Here is a 17,814-nt window from a genome sequence, read left to right on the forward strand (position 1 = left end):
ATAAAAAGGCGTCCTCCACGGTCATGGACCATGGGACGCCTTTTTATGATGATCTATGGGCTTATTTTAGCGGCTTGTACCCTAACCGATGTAATTGTTCCGCGATTACACGGTACCCCCGTCCATTGGGATGTAAGCCATCCACTGACAGCAGCTCCTTCTCTCTTCCAAGAAATTGAGCATAGATATCAGCCACACGAAAATAATCATCACTTAACTTTATCAAGTGCCTATTGAAACGAACCACATATTCCGTTGCCTCTGTCCAAGCCGGATATGGATTATACAGACCGATAGCCCGAATATAATAAAGTTGGCTGTCGGCAGACTTTATTCTGCGGATCGATCCGACGATACGATTCACATGCTCTTGACAGCGATACAAAGCAGCATCCAGCACGTTCCGATTCGGGCGACCACCGGCAAGCTTTACGGCGCGGATTAAGTCGTTGCCTCCAATTGACATCGTAATGATATGGGCCTGTTTTAAATGAAATCGATATGTCGGCAGCCGAACCACCCGATCGGATAACTCCTCTGACGTTAGTCCATTAACCCCCAAGTTCTCATGGGCCACGAACTGCTGCAGCTTCTCTTCAGCCATTCGGCGGTATAACGGAACAAAACCACTGCCGGGCATCGTTCCGAGCCCGAAAGTCAAGGAATCGCCGACAGCGGTATAATGATAAACCAACCTATTCACCCCCTGCCCCGCTCATTATGACAATATTATATGAGTGGACCACGAATGGTGAAACGGGATATTGCCTTGAATGACATCATGAATTCCATTCTCGAGACAGTTACGATACTTTAACTGGTTACTTATTCTCCGGATTTCTCTACCTCGTAAACGCAACGGAAACGTTCAATACCTGGATATTGTTCACCCATGCTGTATACCTCAAAGCCGATACTGCGGTAAAAGTCTACGGCTTCTTCGTCAGTTTCGGCGATGATTGCATCGGGTTTAGGCTGAACCTCAAGCAGCAGCTCCAGAATCAGGCCTCGTCCATAACCCAGCCCTCTGTTCTCGGGAAGAACTGCCAGATGCCTGATAATAAGCTCATTCTGAACAACATCGAAGCCAATGATCCCCAGCAGAAGCCCATCCTCTTCGTATCCCAACAATCGGCTGTTTCCCGCCTGATAGAATGATGCCGCGCGGTCTACCGCTTCCGGATCTGGAAAAACCGAATAGCTGAGGAGTTCTTTAACTTCCGGTTGCAACGATTGCTTGGTTATATCTTTTAGCATAACGATCTCCAATCTGAACTCGTATAAATTTACAACATTTTCTCTGCACTGATCCCCAGCTTACGCAGCAGCGTTGCTGCCTGTGCTTTCTCATCATCTGACAAGCCGTTAAGTACCTCCACCATCCGTTTCTGATGGGCTGGAAAGATGGCTTCGAAGAGTTCATTCCCCTCGGCGGTAAGCTCAGCGTAAATAACACGGCGATCTTCTGCTGAAGCCCTGCGAACCAGCAGGTTTTTCTTCTGAAGCTTATCCACAACGTAAGTAATATTACCGCTTGAGATCAGCACCTTCTCTCCTATTTTCTGAAGCGGCTGCGGTCCCTTATGGTACAGCACATCCAACACGCCAAACTCAGTAGAATTCAAGCCGTGACTGTTAATGCTTCGATTTGAATGTGTCATTACTGCGTTATAAGCTCTGGCAAGGACAACCAACAAATGTAATGGGTAATCCTCATGTTCTTGAATATCCGACATACTTCACCCTCCGAATGATATCATGACATTAAGGTTAATGAACGCCGGATCAACTGTCAAATGGATTCTTTGCCGCTGAGTTTCCGGAATGCAAAATCCGTACCGTTCCATCTTGGCAGCCAATGATCGCCTGGTCCGCCATGCCGATAAACAGACCATGCTCCACCACACCAGGCAAGCAGCCTATGCGAGAGCTCAATTCCTCCGGGTTGGGAATTTCCTGAAACCGGCAATCTGCAATATAATTCCCGTTATCGGTCACATAGAATCCTTCATCCGGCTTATGGCGGATCTGTACCGTGCAACCAAGCTGGGTCAAGGACTGAATGGTCCATTCATAGGCAAAAGGGACAATTTCAACCGGCAGTGGAAAAGCTCCAAGCTGCGTTACCGCTTTCGTATCATCTGCCACAATGACAAGCCGTTCACTGTGGAAAGCCGTTATTTTCTCGCGGAGGAGCGCTCCCCCTCCTCCCTTGATCAGTCGCAGCTGGTCATCCAGCTCATCAGCACCATCAATCGTGAGATCCAAACGATCCACTTCCCGCATAGGAATCAGGGGAATACCTTGCTCTACAGCAAGCTTCTCTGAAGCCTCAGAAGTAGCCACTGCCTGGATCGAGAGACCGTCTCTGACCATCTCGCCGATTTTGAGAATAGCATAATAAGCGGTGGAACCCGTGCCTAGCCCCACCTTCATTCCAGCCTGTACATACTTGGTTGCATGCTCGGCAGCTATTTTCTTCATATTGTATTCACTCACCATAGGGACCCGCTCCTTCGTTATGCTGAATCAGATGCTATATGTAAATAAAACTGACTGCAAACAACAAGGGCGCAAAATGGCGCCCCTGAATCTAATTATATATGAGCTTCCTTCTCCTGTGTAAATTGATCAAGCCACTGAACATAGAGTTCTTCATTCTCAGGAGTAAAACATATAAAGTCAATTCGATCCAGACGATTGTCCGGTAGATCTTCCTCCAACAGATTCGTAACTGCTTTTAGAGCAACATCACAAGCGGGGCCTTTAGGATACTCATAGATCCCTGTGCTTATATTAGGAAAGGCAATGCTTCTTGCGCCCACCTTCATTGCAAGCAGGAGGCTGTTCCGGTAACATTCTGCCAGCGTATGCTCTTCACGTCGTCCTCCGCCTTCCCATATTGGACCTACGGTGTGAATGATATGCTTAGCTGGCAGCTGGCCCGCTCCGGTAATCACGGCGTTGCCTGGGGGGCATCCCCCTTGCTGCTTGCGAATTTCCATACATTGTTCCATGATTTCCGGTCCTCCTGCGCTGTGAATCGCGCCATCGACGCCCTTTCCGCCTAGCAGTCCCGAATTTGCAGCATTGACGATAATGTCGCCCGTCCATGTCGTAATATCGCCTATAAAGACGGAGACCGATGTCCTTCCGATTGTATAAGTTTTCATTTCGGAAAATCTCCTTTCGGTCTTTTATTTCTTCATTACCCCGAAAGTGGGCGGGTTGACCCTGATTATCTACTCTGCTCCGGGTTTTTTCTTAGCTGCAGCTGATAACCGATCCGTTAAGCTCCGCTCCTCAGGGCCCTGAAGTGCTTCCTCCACCGTACGATAAAACACCAGCGTGCCGTTATCCCTTGCCTTCTTCAAATGAAGCAAGAACACATTGCCGGCTTGCTCCAGCTTCAAATCTTCGGAAGCATTCTTGACACGGCATAAATAGACTCTCATCGGCTCCTGCCGATCTTGAAACTCCATGACACCAATGGGTATAAGCGACCTCTTGTCTTCTTCGGAGAATTGAGGTGTCATATAAACGGTATATTCCGAAGCAGGAAGAGGAATGTATGCTTCCCGCTTTTGATTCGCAATGATTCTGGAGTTCATGAATGCGATGTAACCCGCCGCAGCAAACAAAATGACGCTGACGGCAATAGCGATATTTAACATATATGTCTCTCCTCGTAATTAATCAGGGCCTTCGCTTGTTGTTCCTATCCTTACATAAGGACGCGCAGTATCGCAATTAACGCTAAATGAAGAGGATAGAATGAACGCCAGATCCAGCGGCTCACCCGAACGGTCTCCAATTTACTCCATACCTGGGGACCGTAAGCAATCACAGCGGTCGGAATCACACTCCATATCTGCAGCTCCCAATTGTTCAGGAACCAGAACAGCAGATTGAGAATGATATGAAGTAGAACGAGCCAACTGCCTTGAGCGTAACGGAATATCAAGATTAGCAGCAAACCGTAAGCACCGTAATCAAATGGGAATTCACTCATCAAGGCACAAGCTGCAACGACTACCATCCAGGATAACAGCCGGGAGTCCGAACGTTCCAGTATGTACAAAACCATCGCTCCCACGACCAGGGTGACCACTACATTAAACCCGTTAATATGCAGCGCAAGCTGATAAGGAATTTGGGATATCGCCCCAATTATAGCCAGACGAATGATATACCTGGTTCTCGATGAGGTGTAATGGTGCCCTTGGACTAGCGCATAAGCGTAGATTGGAAAGGAAATTCGGCCGATGATTCGCCAAGTCTCCTGATGCGGAAAAAATACAAGCCCCACATGATCTATCAGCATCGTCAGCATGGCGATCCATTGAATGATAACCACCTCCTCGTACTTGGATGTTCATTCATTATGTATTCCAATCACCATTTCTATTATGGGTCGCAAGTTAGGGACTTGCAAGCGCAGATAACGGCGGGAGGTATGCTCTCTGCTCTCATATCTATGCAATTATGAAATAACAGCTACCCCTGCATCAGGGAGTGTAGCCGTGAAGGAGACCTGGCGTTCGCCTTTGAAACCGGGAAACATCATATTCACCTCATTCCAGTTTCCTGGTTTCAACAGCGACCGGAACGGTTACATTCCCCCCATATAACAACAAATCGACCACCCGTTCCTGACGAGTGGCCGATTCGTTGACTCAAAGATTCATTTATAGGCTGGCGGATGCGCTCTGCGATTGCACTGGGTTTTCCGTTTCTGAATGACGTATCATCAAAACGCAAATCAGTGCGAGCAGCATACTGCCAGCGGCACAATAAAACAGGATCGAATAACCCATCCCATCAATCAGTTTGCCCAAAAGCGGCGGTGACGAAATCGCAGCCAGCGAAGATACCAAATAATACATACCTGTCCGCGTGCCAATGCTGCTCTCCGAGCCGGTCGATACGATGAATGGATAGGAATTGATATTGATGCATGCCCAGAACAAACCGCCAACGGTTAACAATAAGCGAAGCAGTAACAGTGACTCCACCCAGGGTACAAGTGCGAACACAATCAAAAGTCCGCTGACACCGACAAGAATCATCCGTTTCTTGCCGAATTTTCCGCCAAGCCAACCGCTCGGAATGGCAAATAAGACAAAGGCGAGTGAGAAAAAGGTCAACGAGAAGGAGGCCTGCGATTCAGTCAGCCCCATCTCATTCTTTCCATACAGGGTAAAGAGTGTCTCTACCCCTTGATAAGCAACAAACCAGAAAAATATAGCCGCCAGAAGCAGGACTGTCGTCCGATTGAGCTGGCTCCTGAAGGACACCTTGGCTTGGGCTTCCGTCTGAGCGTGAAAGCCCGGGGCATCGCGCTTCTCTTGGATAAACGCTTTCAAAATGAACAAAGACACAAGCGTTATGCAGCCCGCGGCAATGAAAGGCAGTGATGGATGAGCCTTATATAACAACGAGCCCGCTCCAAAAGCCAATATAGAACCAAGCCCACCCATAAAATTTATGATGCCATTAGCCTTTGTGCGCCGGTTCTCCTCCGTAATATCCGGCATTAAGGAAACGGTAGGCGAACGATACAAACTCATGGCGAGGTTCATAAGAACCATGAACAGGATGAGTGTTGCCATTCCGTTGTGAAAAGGGATAATTGCGGTAAACAAAGCGCCGAGCGGCATACCGATAAGGAGGTATGGCATTCGTCTGCCAAACCGGGTATGTGTCCGGTCACTACGACTTCCGATCCATGGCTGCAAGAACAAGGCAAAGTAATTATCGATCGTCATAAAAAAACCGATCAAGGCGACACTGGATATATAACGCTCCAGAAAATAAGGCACAAACGCATTATACAGCGCCCAGGTAATACTAATGCTGAAAAATCCAAAGCCCAGCAGCCATGTTTTTCTCACAAAGTCACGCTCCCTTGGTTTGAAGTAATCTGCTTAGCACGTCCGGATAATCCGTAATAATGCCCGCAACCTCAGCGTTAATTAAGGCTTTCATGCGCTCCTCTGTATTTACGGTCCATGGGTGATAGACAACTCCAGCTTGCTTCGCTTCCGCTACCCATTCCGGCAGAACCGCTCGATGATCTGCATGAAGAGCATCCGCTTTAGCCAGCTTGGCATACTCCCACGGTTTATACAGGCCTTCGCCATACAGCAGACCTGTGCGAATTTCCGGATCAATATTTTTACATTCCACCAAGGAATAATGATTGAAGCTCGAGATCACGATCTGCTCAGACATCTTGTAGTGCGAAATGGCTTCAATCACGCGCTTCTCCAGCTCAGGATATTGGATGGTCGAGTTCTTCAGCTCAATGTTTACGATCGTGCCATGGCTCTTCGTTAATTCCAGCAGTTCCTCCAGTAGCGGGATCCGCTCTCCTTGAAAATCCTCACCAAACCAGGAGCCTGCGTCCAGTTTGGACAGTTCCTCGTATGTATAATCCTGGACTAATCCCTTAGCACCCGTGGTGCGGGTGACGCTCTCATCATGAATCAGAACCAACCTTCCGTCCTTGGTCATTTGAACATCAGTTTCAATCCCGGTAGCTCCAAGATCCAACCCCTTGGCAAAAGCAGCCATCGTATTTTCCGGGCATACTGCCGACGCGCCGCGGTGGGCAAAATTAATCAATTGTGTCATTTCTTTTTTCCTCCTGTGTGCATAAGATATTGTCCTCTATGATGACGATTATAGTCCACCATTGTTAGAGATATGTTATCATTCCAAATTTCATATTCCACATCAGAATTCGAAACCCTGTCTAGAAGAATAGAATAATTTAAAATTTGACTCATTTACATGTCAGGCATATAATTGTTAAGACAACTATTTTAGAAAACATGAAAAGAAAGGTCTGAGTTGTTTCTTGAAAGAGCCCAATCGCACCCCCTCTATCGGTTTTCATCTAGGTTATACCTACCGCCGTGCTTCCCAATGGTTTGCCTATGCGTTGAAGCCCTATGACATTACCCCTGAGCAATGGCTTGTTCTGTATCAGATCGGGGAACATGAAGGATTGAATCAAAAAGAAATCGCTGCAAAAGCAGACAAAGACCAGCCTACGACCACACGTATCCTGGATCTGCTAGAGAAAAAAGGTTATACGCAGAAATCCGTGTCTGTCCACGACCGTAGGGCTTTTCAGCTTTACTTGACTGATTCAGGAAAAGAATTGATTGAAGCAACCACAGCCATCGAAAGGATATGTGAAAGCCAGATTATTGAAGGAATTGATGAGCGTCAATTGGAGATGTTCTGGGACACTCTCTCACGCATCAATAACAACCTACAACATTTACACAACAACAGGAGAGATGTTTCACATGAATGATATCAACACAAAACAGCGTCTTTGGACCAAAGAATTTATCACGTTAATGGTCAGCAACCTCTTTCTATTCCTAACCTTGCAGATGATGTTGACCACTCTGCCGGCTTACGCCAAAGACGCATTTATGGCAAGTCCCCTGCAAGTCAGCCTGATTACAAGCCTGTTCGCGTTTAGCGCGATCGCTTCCCGTTTCATATCAAGTAAAGCACTGGAAAAGGGTAAGCTACGGCTTCTACTATACGTTGGTCTCCTCATATCGTTAGCTGCAACCTTCGGCTATTACTGGGCTTCCGGTATAGCTTTTCTTTTGTTCATGAGAGTTCTCTTCGGCATCGGATTCGGCATGACCAGCACCTCGTTCCCAACGATGGCAGCCGATGTCATTCCCATCAAAAGACTTGGAGAAGGCATGGGGTATTTTGGATTATCTACCACACTTGCCATGTCGATCGGTCCCATGATTGGATTGACTCTGCTTCAGGGAGGCGGCTTCACTCCGCTCGTGATCATTACCATCATCATTAACATCCTCATTTTCCCGCTCGCCTACGTTTTAACGTCAAAAGTGCCGAAGCGTGTCATCGAACGGCCTGTATCCGAGCAAGCGATTGCTGAGCCTAAACCAAAGAGCTCATTCAATAAGCGATTAATACTGCCCAGCTTGCTTAACTTTCTGATGTCCATCACTTATGGCGGGCTGCTGAGCTTCATGGCGCTCTTCGGTGCTGAAGCGCATCTCCGCAACCCTCAGTATTTCTTCTTATTCAATGCCATTGCCATTATTCTGGTAAGGCCGTTCTCCGGGAGGATCTATGACCGATATGGGCATAAAGCGCTGGTTGTACCTGCAGCCATTCTAATGGTCTCCGGATTGCTGCTGTTAACCTATGCTTCATCAACGGGTATGATGCTATTGTCGGCGCTGTGTTATGGTCTTGGCTTTGGCGCGATGCAGCCATCCATCCAGACCTGGATGATTCAGGAGGTCCATCCGCAGCAGCGCGGTATGGCAAACGGTATGTTCTTCAACTCCCTCGATTTTGGCGTTGCCATCGGTTCTATCGTGCTGGGGTCTATCGCCAAATCCACTTCCTATACCGTCATGTATCGATATTCTGCCGTTGCGCTCGTGCTGTTCATCCTCATATATATAGTTATGCAGATCGCCGGCAAATCTCGCTTGCAAGCCAAAACAGATAGCGATAATCCCGGTTCTTCTGTTGCAGGATAACTCAGATATTGGCTGACAATTAGATTACCATGATCTATTCACACAAGCGGCAGTAACTACAGCTGCATATTGAAGTAAAGAAAGGTCTTGTCCACTATTTCTGGACAAGACCTTTCTTTTTTATAGCTTTCGATTGTTTGAAATCCATCCGGTATGCATTCCCTCCGGAATCGCCTTCCTTTGCCTCCGGCTTCACGGCGAACAAGGTCAGGAGGCCTCCTACTGCCGAGACCGCCGCCAAAGTTCCAAACAGCACCCAGTGATTTGCTCCCAGCAGGAGAGAGACAACTGGCGGTCCTAAAGAAACACCTATAAACCGCATACTGCTGTATAAGGCAGTAATCGTCCCCCGCTGCTCTTTCTCAATTCCTTCTGTCAGGAGCGTATCCATACACGGAAGCACCATGCCAATCCCGATTCCACCCAGCGTCATCATACCAACAACAAAATAGATTTGCTCGCTAAATCCCGTTACGATCAACGAACCCGTTAATAATACCATACCGGCAAAGCCAGCCCATTTCTTGGCTGCTTTGTTCTTGCCCGTAAATTTACCGGCAAGATATGAGGACAGACATAGAAGCGCCAAAGGAATCGCAAGCACCAGCCCTTTCACCACACCGTTCAGCTTATAGGTGCTCTCCAAGGTTTCGGACAGATAGAAAAGAACACCGAACACGCCAAACATTGCAATGCCGCCGATGGCGAAGATCGCATACAGCCAGCGCCCCTTCTCGCGTAATACCTGCTTCGTCGTTTTCAAAAATTCTGAAAGGGATTGCTTATCGTTACTGCTTGACTTTGGTGTTTTGACAAGAAATAAGACGAGCACCAGTGAAATAAGACACAGGATTGGAATCGCGATAAAGGGCAAGAACCAAATAAAGCTCCCCAGCAAAGCACCCAGGATTGGACTGACAACCTTGCCAAATGTATTCGAAGTTTCAATAATTCCTAAACTCTTACTTACTTGTTCTTCTCCTTTAAACATATCGCCGACGAGAGGAATAACAATTGGAAACGCGCCTGCAGCACCTATTCCTTGCAGAAATCGTCCCGCCAAAATAACATAATACGCAGAAGTTCCGTTCAGCAGCCAAGCGGCCACGGCCGCAACGGCTCCACCTAACGCAGTAATGATCAAGCTTGGGATGATGATCTTCTTCCTTCCATACCGATCTGATAAATAACCAGCAATCGGAATCAGCAGTATGGCTACAACAGCATACACGGTTATGAGCATACTGACCTTGAACGAGCTGATTTTTAGAGCTTTCGAGATCTGAGGCAGGATGGGAATCAACATGGAATTGCCCAGTGTCATGATGAGTGGTATGGATGCAAGTGCAACCAGATCCCATTTTTTATTTTCCATGAGAAAGACCACCTTTGCGTTATCTGTCATCCATATTGTAGGTTCTTTTACCTAGAATATGCATGACCGCAAGGTGGCCAGTTTTTCCCTACATTTTATTGTTCCTTAACTATACTTTAAATCCGGACATCAACTGGCGCAATCTGCCAGACATGATATTCAGATCTTCTACCGAGTGTGTGATCTCTTCCATAGAAGCCAACTGTTCTTCCGTCGCCGCACTTACGCTTTGAGTGCCGGCCGCTGTCGTTTCCGTAACTTCCTGGATCCGTCGAATCGCTTGTACGAGCTCTCCGGCTCCGGAATTCATCTGATCGGTTGCACTGGTAACTCCTTGAATCTGATCATGCAATTCACCGATGGAGTGCTCAATATCTTTGAATGCTCTTTCGGCTCCCTGCACAACAATCATTCCTTCGGTTACTTCACGAGTGCCCTGCTCCATAACAGCCGCCAAGTTATAGATGTCCTGCTGAAGATCATGAACGAATTGCCTGATTTCAACAGAGGAATCCGAGGCTTGATCCGCTAATTTTCGGACTTCCGCCGCAACAACTGCAAAGCCTCTGCCATACTCACCGGCGCGTGCTGCCTCAATCGATGCATTCAGCGCAAGCAGGGACGTCTGCTCTGCAATATCAATAATAATCTGCCCCATAGCTCCGATGTTAGCAGCTTTTTCCCCAAGCTTGCGAACGGACTCTGCGGACTGATCCACGTTAGTACGTATTCCATCCATCTGAGTTAATGTATGAATAAGTGCCTGCTCACCTTCAGCCGCAAGTTGGTTCGTCGTTGCTGCCAAACTGGATACATCTTGTGCCGCCAGAGCAATTTGCTTCATACCTTCCGCCATATCTGTTACCGTATTCGTGGTGACTTCTGTGTCCTGAAGCTGATTGTCAACACCTGCCGCGAGTTCCTCCATAATGCCCGAGGTTTGCTGAGAGGCCTGGCGAATCTCCTCCGTTGTTGATTGAAGGGTCGCTGCCGATACGCTCACTTGTTCAGCCGTATTCTGAACCTGCACGACAAGTCCCCTGAAGCCATCAACGAGCTTATTGTAACCGTCGGCTACCGCACCAATTTCATCTTTAGATGTTATATGTAGTCTGGTAACCAAATCACCGCCGCCTTCGGCCATCTTGGTGAGTTGTTCGCTCATCTGATTCAAAGGCTGTATCGAGCGGGTAAGCAAAAATCCTTGTATGGCGAAATAAACAACGGCTGCAATCCCTATCAGCATAATCATCATATTCTGGAATCTGCTGCTGTCCGCAATCTGCTCTGCTTGCTTAGCTAATGCTTCATTCTTATGTACTGTAAACTGCTCGATAAGCGTATTGAAGGACTTCCTGACCTCACGTTCCTGATTGAACGCTGTTTCATATACCCGAAACGGCACTGCTTTGTAAAAGCCAGTATCATATCCCAGTTTGTTTAAAACCTCCGTAACGGCTTCCGTGTATATGATATATCCGGATTCAATCTGTTCCAATACCTTTCGATCCTCTTCCGCTGTTACCAAGTCCTTCGTCTCGACCAGGATCTTTGAGATGCCATCTTGTTTCGACTTCAATGAATCTACAAAATCTGATTTTCCGGTCAACAAGTAGCCTCGCTCATCATTGGATATACCCGCTAACAGGGACTCCAATTGAGTCAAGTTATAAATGACCTTTTGATCCTCCTCAATAATTTTAGTAAACTTCTTCTCCGTCGTACTGGATGTAATAAATGCAATGATCACGATGATTGCCGTAACCGTCGCTAGAATCGTAGACGAAAGAATTAATTTCGTTTTAATTCTCACCCGCAACCCCCCAAACTTCTTTTTAGAAATATTCCTCCATTCCCTTTTTCGTCCAGTTGATCATTAAAATGAATAGCTGAAATGGTCTCAAATGCCTTAAACTAGACATTTTCCACAAAATTTTATTAATCAGCGGTCAAATACTGAAAAATAATGGATAACTCCCTGCTTATGTCACTAGATACTTCTTACCAAGCTCGATCATAGAAGAAAGCCTGCCGCGAGCTGGGCTCGGGCAGACTTAAATATTCAAACCTTATCGGGGATAAAATGACTCTTATCCCCAATGTGATATATATGCAGCTTATGCATCGCACGAGTACAAGCGGTGTAAAAGAGCTTACGGTCACTTTCTCTGTGATAAACCTCTTCGGACCCGTTATAAATAATCACGGCATCAAATTCCACGCCTTTGGCCAGGTAGGCAGGGACGACAAGCGTTCCTTTCTCAAAAGCCGGGGTGGACTTGGTGATTAAGCGCGAAGGGATATCCTCGGATAACTGCTCATGTACGCGTCTGCTCTCTTCTTCTGTGCGGCAGATAACCGCAACATACTGGAGACCTTGCTGATGAAGCTCTTTGATATCCGATACTATAGCGCCATGGAGGGCTTCTTCATCCGTAATTTGAACCACACGCGGGGCTTCACCTGTCCGATTAAAGGGTACGATTCGCTCACCACCCGGTATCATTTGCCTTGTGAATTCTACGATCTCATAAGTAGACCGGTAACTCTGCGTCAGATTGATGACCTCCGTATCCTCTTTTCCATACAGACTCACCAGATTCTCCAAACTGCCGAGTGCCTCGCCGTGTGCATAGATGGCTTGATTGAGATCGCCCAGCACGGTCATTTTCGCTCGCGGAAACAGACGTTTCAGAAATTCCAGCTGGAAGCCGGAATAATCCTGAACCTCATCGACAATCACGTGACGAATAGATGTGTTGGTGCGGAAACCTTGAAGCAGCTCTTTTAAATACAGGAACGGAGTAGCATCCTCGTACAGCAGCGATTTATTGTCCAGGGAAGAAACAGTGAGACTGCAAATATCCTCCCAAAATGGAGGGAGCTCCTCCATATTGCCTGCCGCAAGACGGAAAAGCGACTCATCAGTATAGAGTTTACGATACATCCCTTTTACATCCACATATCTGTATCGTTTGATCCAGCGTCTAATCGGCTTGAGATAATTACTGATCACCATTTTGGCGAGAATTTCCTTTTCCTTCTCAAAGTCGTCAAAGCTCTCCGTCTTACGGCTTTGCTTACGTTTCATCGTTTGGAAGGCTTTTTGGTAATCCTCCGTATCCAGTAATTCCATTTGCTCTTCAACCCAAGGGGCATTTAATTCGTCGTGAGCAAACTCAGACAGTCGTTTCAGCATCCATTCCTTCATGAGATCAATTCGGCCAGCAAGCTTAACCGCCGAGTCGTACCCGTAGAACTTTGCACTCATCTCATCCGAGCTGACGATCACCCTGCCCTGGAACACAACCGGCTTGAAGAGCATCCCATCCTTCTCCAGAAGCTCCTTGTATCGTCTGATCGTATCCAAATACGCTCCAGACGATTTGTAGGATATGCTCTCCAAACGTGCCCGGTACTGTGGCGAATCGTCCGCATTTAACAAGTGTTCCGTCTGAGTAAACACATCTTCGAGGTCAAATTCCTTGCCAAGCCGATGCTCAAGATAGGATTGGAAGGTGGTCTGCTGCATATTGTCTTCACCTAATTCGGGAAGCACTGTGGATACATAGCTGTTAAACAGCGGGTTGGGTGAGAACAGGATCATCTGATCAGCTCTAAGCGTCTCCCGATATTTATACAGTAAGTAGGCCACTCGCTGCAGGGCCGCTGAAGTTTTGCCGCTGCCTGCCGCCCCCTGAACGATCAGCATCCGCGTCTTGTCGTTACGTATAACAGCATTCTGTTCCTTCTGGATTGTGGCGACGATGCTCTTCATACGATCATCTGCGCTATGGCTAAGCACCTGCTGCAGCAGCTCATCACCAATGGTCACGCCCGTATCAAACAACACCTTGATCTCGCCGCTATGGATGACAAATTGGCGTTTCAGCAGCATTTTGCCTTCGACCGTACCTGAAGGCGTCTCATATTGTGCCGGACCGGGAGCCCCATCGTAATATAGACTGGATATCGGAGCACGCCAGTCATATACCAGAAATGTCTCTGAATCTTCATCCAAGAACGATCCGGTTCCCAAATAAATGGTTTCCGTCTCCTTCGATCCTTCCTCTTGAAAATCAATGCGTCCAAAATAAGGGGATTCAACAAGCTTTCTATACTTCTTAAGCTGTTTGCTGGACTGCAGGTGGGCGTGCTCCCTTTCAGCAAGCACCTGAGACTGCTGCCTTAAATTGGTGGAGGTCTCACCCAAATCGTCCGGGTTACTGAAGTTAACCGTCACTTCGTCCCAGAAATCCTTCCGCATATCAATAACAACTTCGCGGATATCGCCGACGCTAACTTCTAACTGGGATATTTTATTACCGATCTTTCGGGTGACATCCGTTACCCTTGCCTGTTCTTCTTGCCAATCTTGTTCGCTGATAGCCATGGTTCATCCCCCTAATATACTGGTTGACAGCGTAATTTGTCTGTGATATAATATAATTGTGATATTCTAACCAAATTTGAAATATTTAATGACAGACCATTGCTTATTATAACAGCCTAAGCTGCATAATTCAATATTGAACGTTCAGCAACCGACCATAATGGGCGGTTGTTTTGTTTTTCTTCTACCGAACAGCCCTTTTACAGAGCCCTAGCGAAGGGCGCGGCTTCCTCTTCTTAGATAGATCAGCCGATCAAATGAATTGACCGGCCCCTTCTATATGATTCTGCTTTATTTGCGGAGCCAGGAGAATAAAGCTTCTTCCTGTTCCTTGTCTTCAACTACTCGGCTGATATGATCGGCTACCCGGTTTAATCGATCCAACTGGTATCCGTAATCGTACATGGCAGCGGCAACTACTGCGAGCCGAAGCCCCCCTGGCTGCGCGCCTGGTCCACACATGACCTGTTCCAAGAACTCTTCATTGCTCTCTGCCATTGTCTCAGCTTCAGTTTCGTTAGGTTTCAGCTTATCTTCAAACTTCCAAAAAATATGCTCATGATATTTCATTAAGCGCTCCAAATTTTGATCGAAATGCTCGTCAATTTCCGGGGACCGTTCGGCCTGGAAATAGTGGTTCTCCACCGCATCCAATACCTCGTATCCCTTGCGAAGAGATTGAAGCAATTGTTTATACACCACGAGCTGCCTGGCTTGACTATATTTTGCCCGTTTCAGCTTCTTCTGTTCTTCTTCAAACAAATTATATTTGTCAGACAACGATTTAATGGCAGACTCCAATTCTTTCTTCTCCGCACGATATACCGAATCCTTCATTTCATGAGAAATAGCTGTGCGCAGCAGCAGTGACATCTTGCCAAATACAACATGAATCCGTGTGATGTACTGTTCCTTGGGCTTCGGTGGAAATACAAGGATATTAATCAGAAATGCAGATATAATACCGATGATCGTTAGAATAAAACGATTGAGTGCAAAATCCCATTGACCGGAAGCTTCCATTACGGAGATAACGGTAACCAAAGTAAGTCCGAGCGTCTCCCCCATTTTTAATTTCATACAGATCATAATGACTAAAATACATACCAAACCAACGGAAATGGGTTGATTTGACAGGAAAAAGCCTCCAAGCATGGCGAGTACAGCTCCGAGTGTACTCGTCTGCAGCTGGTCCAGGAAATATCTCCATGACCGGTAAATAGACGGCTGCATCGCAAAAATCGAAGCTATAGCCGCTACTACAGGGGATTTGAATTCAAACAGCATGGCTAAATAAAGAGCCAGCGTGACGGCTAGGCCGGTTTTAAACATTCTTGCTCCGAATGCCACAGTCAGCCCTCCTTAGATAAACCATCATCCATTTTATGGCCACGCATCATCATTCATTCTCCTCCATTTGAAACTGCTATTCATGAATTACCCTTACCCTTCTAAAGTTATGCAGTTCTATATATCATTCATTTCATTGGTTTAATCCTTTGTCCCCATTCTTCTCTCGTAATAACAAACCAGAAATCCAAACCAAGCACAAGAAGCCAGATATCCTCCAAGAATATCACTCGGGTAATGAACCCCAAGATAAATTCGGCTAACACCAATGCTTAGAATCATAGTGACCGCTATAGCGATAAGTATACTCCTTCCAATCCTGCTGTTCATATGCCTCCACAACAAGTAGGCCGACACGCTATAAAACGAAAAGGCGGCCATCGAATGCCCGCTGGGATAGCTGTAGCCTGTAATCTCAACCAATCGGTTAATGTCAGGCCTCACACGTTGCAGGAACCCTTTTAACAACAGGTTCAGCATGGATGAGCCAAATACAACCCCAATCAGGAGAAAAATCTCCGTGCGGTGCCCCAGTATCCAATATAGCACGGCGATCAAGATAAGACATAACATCAGTACAGGACCAAAAGAACCTATAAAAGAGAGCCCTTTTGCAATATCCGTCAAAAGCGGGGTCTCAAAGGATTGGACTGACGATATGATCGCTAAATCGAACGCCAGTCTATGCTGCTTTACCAATACGGTCAGGATGAGGAAGCCTAACAAACTGATCACCGATATGTAGAAGATTTCCTGTTGTCTTCCTGAAACCCAGCGTATCTTCTGCCCGTTCAATGCTTGATTCTCCTTTTGTCTTGAGTTCAATCTGTGTGTTCTCGTGAAATCACGATAATATCATCTTCTTGCAAGAAAGGAAAGCCATCCGGACTTTCCAACCATGATTCTCGTAGTTTATGTACAAATCAATATCATTACTCTTTTATATGAACATTTCATAAGACAAAAATCGTCCCTGCAAGAACCAGATACTTTTCGTATCCTTCTTGGTCAGGGACGATAGATCGTTCTGTTCATGTAGACTGTGGCTAATCAATCTAATATACCCAGGACGGGTTACGTCCCAGTCTTCTTAAGCATAAGGTTCTGTAATATTTCCTTAACGGCATCCACAGCTTCCTCCACTCGGTTGACCGACACAACGATCGGAGCTTGGCCCTCATATTGACCGAAAGTATGAGTGTACTTTGGATCATAGTAGTGCTCCAGCAGCAACTGGATGGCTTGAGCAAACCGCTCCTCACTAAGGTGCTTTTCGATCTCGGCAGCTATGGGAGTATGAATTCTGCCCTTTATTAGCTGAAATGCAGCCATATAATGCTCTTTATATACTGCGGGGGTATAATCCTCCAGAAGCTGACGCACACGCTCCTCCATCGGCAGCTCAAGCACAATCGTGGTTCCCGACGCCTTCTTCTCCATCAGAAAATCAGGAACTACGATTTTGCCGATTCGCTTGCTCTCCGCTTCTACCAACAAGTAGGGAGCTGACTGTAATTCCTTCAGACGTTCAAACAATACCGAGTCGAATGTTTTCTGATTGTTCGATTGTAATCCGATATGCCCAAAAATAGAGCCTCGATGTCCAGCCAATCCTTCCAGGTCAACAACCGGGTAACCCTCCTGCTGAAGCTGCTTTAGGACAGCTGTCTTACCTGTACCTGTCAAGCCCTGAAGCACAACGGCCTCCGCATCCAGCTGCATATGCTCAAGCGAATCCAGCACATGCTTCCGGTATGCCTTGATACCGCCTGTAATCCGGTTGACATGAATATCCATCAGAGAGAGAACCGTAGCAGCAGTCCGGCTCCGCATACCTCCCCGCCAGCAATACACCACCTTATCTCCCTCTATCTCCTTGAATTGCTTCACGAAATTCGGAAGTTTGGCCGACATGATGGCGAGTCCGCGTTCCTTGGCTGCATCAACGCTGACCTGTTTATATATGGTGCCAATTTCGGCTCTTTCTTCATCATTAAAAACGGGAATATTCACGCTTCCCGGAATGGTGGAGTCCTTGTATTCCGACGGGGAACGGACATCGATCAACGTAATTTTCTTGGTGTTTCGCTGTTCCATTAATTCCTGAACGGTGATGTCTTGAAACATGTCTGTTCGCT

Annotated in this window: 17 protein-coding genes; 2 read left to right on the top strand and 15 right to left on the bottom strand. The window is 46.8% G+C overall.

What is annotated here, in order from left to right:
- Positions 1–61: 61 nt before the first annotated feature.
- The 9 genes from ABEQ74_RS05240 to ABEQ74_RS05280 all read right to left on the bottom strand — a co-directional run bounded on the left by ABEQ74_RS05240 (position 62) and on the right by ABEQ74_RS05280 (position 6,636).
- On the bottom strand, positions 62–694 hold the full coding sequence (locus ABEQ74_RS05240; RefSeq protein ID WP_430120135.1) for a GDSL-type esterase/lipase family protein: 633 nt from the start codon (positions 692–694) through the stop codon (positions 62–64).
- A 131-nt stretch (positions 695–825) separates the two neighbouring features.
- A complete protein-coding gene (locus tag ABEQ74_RS05245; protein WP_430120137.1) occupies positions 826–1,257 on the bottom strand; it encodes a GNAT family N-acetyltransferase in 432 nt (143 codons plus the stop codon).
- Positions 1,258–1,286: 29 nt separating this feature from the next.
- On the bottom strand, positions 1,287–1,736 hold the full coding sequence (locus tag ABEQ74_RS05250; RefSeq protein WP_430120139.1) for a MarR family winged helix-turn-helix transcriptional regulator: 450 nt from the start codon (positions 1,734–1,736) through the stop codon (positions 1,287–1,289).
- 49 nt (positions 1,737–1,785) lie between these two features.
- The gene (gene rpiA, locus ABEQ74_RS05255) at positions 1,786–2,502 is read right to left on the bottom strand and encodes a ribose-5-phosphate isomerase RpiA (RefSeq protein WP_430120141.1); all 717 of its coding nucleotides are present in this window, start codon (positions 2,500–2,502) and stop codon (positions 1,786–1,788) included.
- 95 nt (positions 2,503–2,597) lie between these two features.
- On the bottom strand, positions 2,598–3,173 hold the full coding sequence (locus tag ABEQ74_RS05260; RefSeq protein WP_430120143.1) for a macro domain-containing protein: 576 nt from the start codon (positions 3,171–3,173) through the stop codon (positions 2,598–2,600).
- Between the two features lie 69 nt (positions 3,174–3,242).
- The gene (locus ABEQ74_RS05265) at positions 3,243–3,674 is read right to left on the bottom strand and encodes a hypothetical protein (protein ID WP_430120145.1); all 432 of its coding nucleotides are present in this window, start codon (positions 3,672–3,674) and stop codon (positions 3,243–3,245) included.
- A 50-nt stretch (positions 3,675–3,724) separates the two neighbouring features.
- A complete protein-coding gene (locus tag ABEQ74_RS05270) occupies positions 3,725–4,348 on the bottom strand; it encodes a TraX family protein (RefSeq protein WP_430120927.1) in 624 nt (207 codons plus the stop codon).
- A 340-nt stretch (positions 4,349–4,688) separates the two neighbouring features.
- Complete coding sequence (locus ABEQ74_RS05275) at positions 4,689–5,894, bottom strand: SLC45 family MFS transporter (RefSeq protein WP_430120147.1); 1,206 nt, start codon at positions 5,892–5,894, stop codon at positions 4,689–4,691.
- Between the two features lie 4 nt (positions 5,895–5,898).
- Positions 5,899–6,636 (bottom strand): glycerophosphodiester phosphodiesterase, encoded by a 738-nt coding sequence (locus ABEQ74_RS05280; protein WP_430120149.1) that lies wholly within the window; start codon positions 6,634–6,636, stop codon positions 5,899–5,901.
- 226 nt (positions 6,637–6,862) lie between these two features.
- Here ABEQ74_RS05280 and ABEQ74_RS05285 point away from each other — a divergent pair, with 226 nt between their 5' ends.
- Both ABEQ74_RS05285 and ABEQ74_RS05290 read left to right on the top strand, forming a co-directional pair.
- Positions 6,863–7,327 (top strand): MarR family winged helix-turn-helix transcriptional regulator, encoded by a 465-nt coding sequence (locus tag ABEQ74_RS05285; RefSeq protein ID WP_430120151.1) that lies wholly within the window; start codon positions 6,863–6,865, stop codon positions 7,325–7,327.
- Positions 7,320–8,558, top strand: a complete 1,239-nt coding sequence (locus ABEQ74_RS05290) for an MFS transporter (RefSeq protein ID WP_430120153.1) — start codon at positions 7,320–7,322, stop codon at positions 8,556–8,558. The genes ABEQ74_RS05285 and ABEQ74_RS05290 overlap by 8 nt, the downstream gene beginning before the upstream one ends.
- Positions 8,559–8,652: 94 nt before the next feature.
- Here the strand turns inward: ABEQ74_RS05290 and ABEQ74_RS05295 are convergent, their stop codons facing one another.
- From ABEQ74_RS05295 to mnmH, 6 genes are all read right to left on the bottom strand, one after another.
- Entirely contained in the window at positions 8,653–9,933 is a 1,281-nt protein-coding gene (locus ABEQ74_RS05295) for an MFS transporter (RefSeq protein WP_430120155.1), read from the bottom strand.
- 109 nt (positions 9,934–10,042) lie between these two features.
- A complete protein-coding gene (locus ABEQ74_RS05300) occupies positions 10,043–11,746 on the bottom strand; it encodes a methyl-accepting chemotaxis protein (protein WP_430120157.1) in 1,704 nt (567 codons plus the stop codon).
- Positions 11,747–11,995: 249 nt separating this feature from the next.
- Positions 11,996–14,326 (bottom strand): RNA polymerase recycling motor HelD, encoded by a 2,331-nt coding sequence (gene helD, locus ABEQ74_RS05305; protein WP_430120159.1) that lies wholly within the window; start codon positions 14,324–14,326, stop codon positions 11,996–11,998.
- 291 nt (positions 14,327–14,617) lie between these two features.
- Positions 14,618–15,676 carry an FUSC family protein gene (locus ABEQ74_RS05310; RefSeq protein ID WP_430120161.1) on the bottom strand — a complete coding sequence of 353 codons (1,059 nt, stop codon included), beginning with the start codon at positions 15,674–15,676 and terminating at the stop codon, positions 14,618–14,620.
- Positions 15,677–15,817: 141 nt separating this feature from the next.
- On the bottom strand, positions 15,818–16,501 hold the full coding sequence (locus ABEQ74_RS05315) for a phosphatase PAP2 family protein (RefSeq protein ID WP_430120163.1): 684 nt from the start codon (positions 16,499–16,501) through the stop codon (positions 15,818–15,820).
- 249 nt (positions 16,502–16,750) lie between these two features.
- Positions 16,751–17,803 carry a tRNA 2-selenouridine(34) synthase MnmH gene (gene mnmH, locus ABEQ74_RS05320; protein ID WP_430120165.1) on the bottom strand — a complete coding sequence of 351 codons (1,053 nt, stop codon included), beginning with the start codon at positions 17,801–17,803 and terminating at the stop codon, positions 16,751–16,753.
- Positions 17,804–17,814 lie beyond the last annotated feature (11 nt).

It is taken from the genome of Paenibacillus solani (assembly GCF_050475945.1).
GTDB classification, from domain to species: domain Bacteria; phylum Bacillota; class Bacilli; order Paenibacillales; family Paenibacillaceae; genus Paenibacillus_AQ; species Paenibacillus_AQ solani_A.

Excerpts from the sequence above, each read along its gene's own strand:
- ABEQ74_RS05265 (WP_430120145.1), bottom strand. The coding sequence starts at position 3,674 with ATGTTAAATATCGCTATTGCCGTCAGCGTCATTTTGTTTGCTGCGGCG.
- rpiA (WP_430120141.1), bottom strand. The coding sequence starts at position 2,502 with ATGGTGAGTGAATACAATATGAAGAAAATAGCTGCCGAGCATGCAACC.
- mnmH (WP_430120165.1), bottom strand. The coding sequence starts at position 17,803 with ATGTTTCAAGACATCACCGTTCAGGAATTAATGGAACAGCGAAACACC.
- ABEQ74_RS05260 (WP_430120143.1), bottom strand. The coding sequence starts at position 3,173 with ATGAAAACTTATACAATCGGAAGGACATCGGTCTCCGTCTTTATAGGC.
- ABEQ74_RS05250 (WP_430120139.1), bottom strand. The coding sequence starts at position 1,736 with ATGTCGGATATTCAAGAACATGAGGATTACCCATTACATTTGTTGGTT.
- ABEQ74_RS05290 (WP_430120153.1), top strand. The coding sequence starts at position 7,320 with ATGAATGATATCAACACAAAACAGCGTCTTTGGACCAAAGAATTTATC.
- ABEQ74_RS05295 (WP_430120155.1), bottom strand. The coding sequence starts at position 9,933 with ATGGAAAATAAAAAATGGGATCTGGTTGCACTTGCATCCATACCACTC.
- ABEQ74_RS05245 (WP_430120137.1), bottom strand. The coding sequence starts at position 1,257 with ATGCTAAAAGATATAACCAAGCAATCGTTGCAACCGGAAGTTAAAGAA.
- ABEQ74_RS05280 (WP_430120149.1), bottom strand. The coding sequence starts at position 6,636 with ATGACACAATTGATTAATTTTGCCCACCGCGGCGCGTCGGCAGTATGC.
- helD (WP_430120159.1), bottom strand. The coding sequence starts at position 14,326 with ATGGCTATCAGCGAACAAGATTGGCAAGAAGAACAGGCAAGGGTAACG.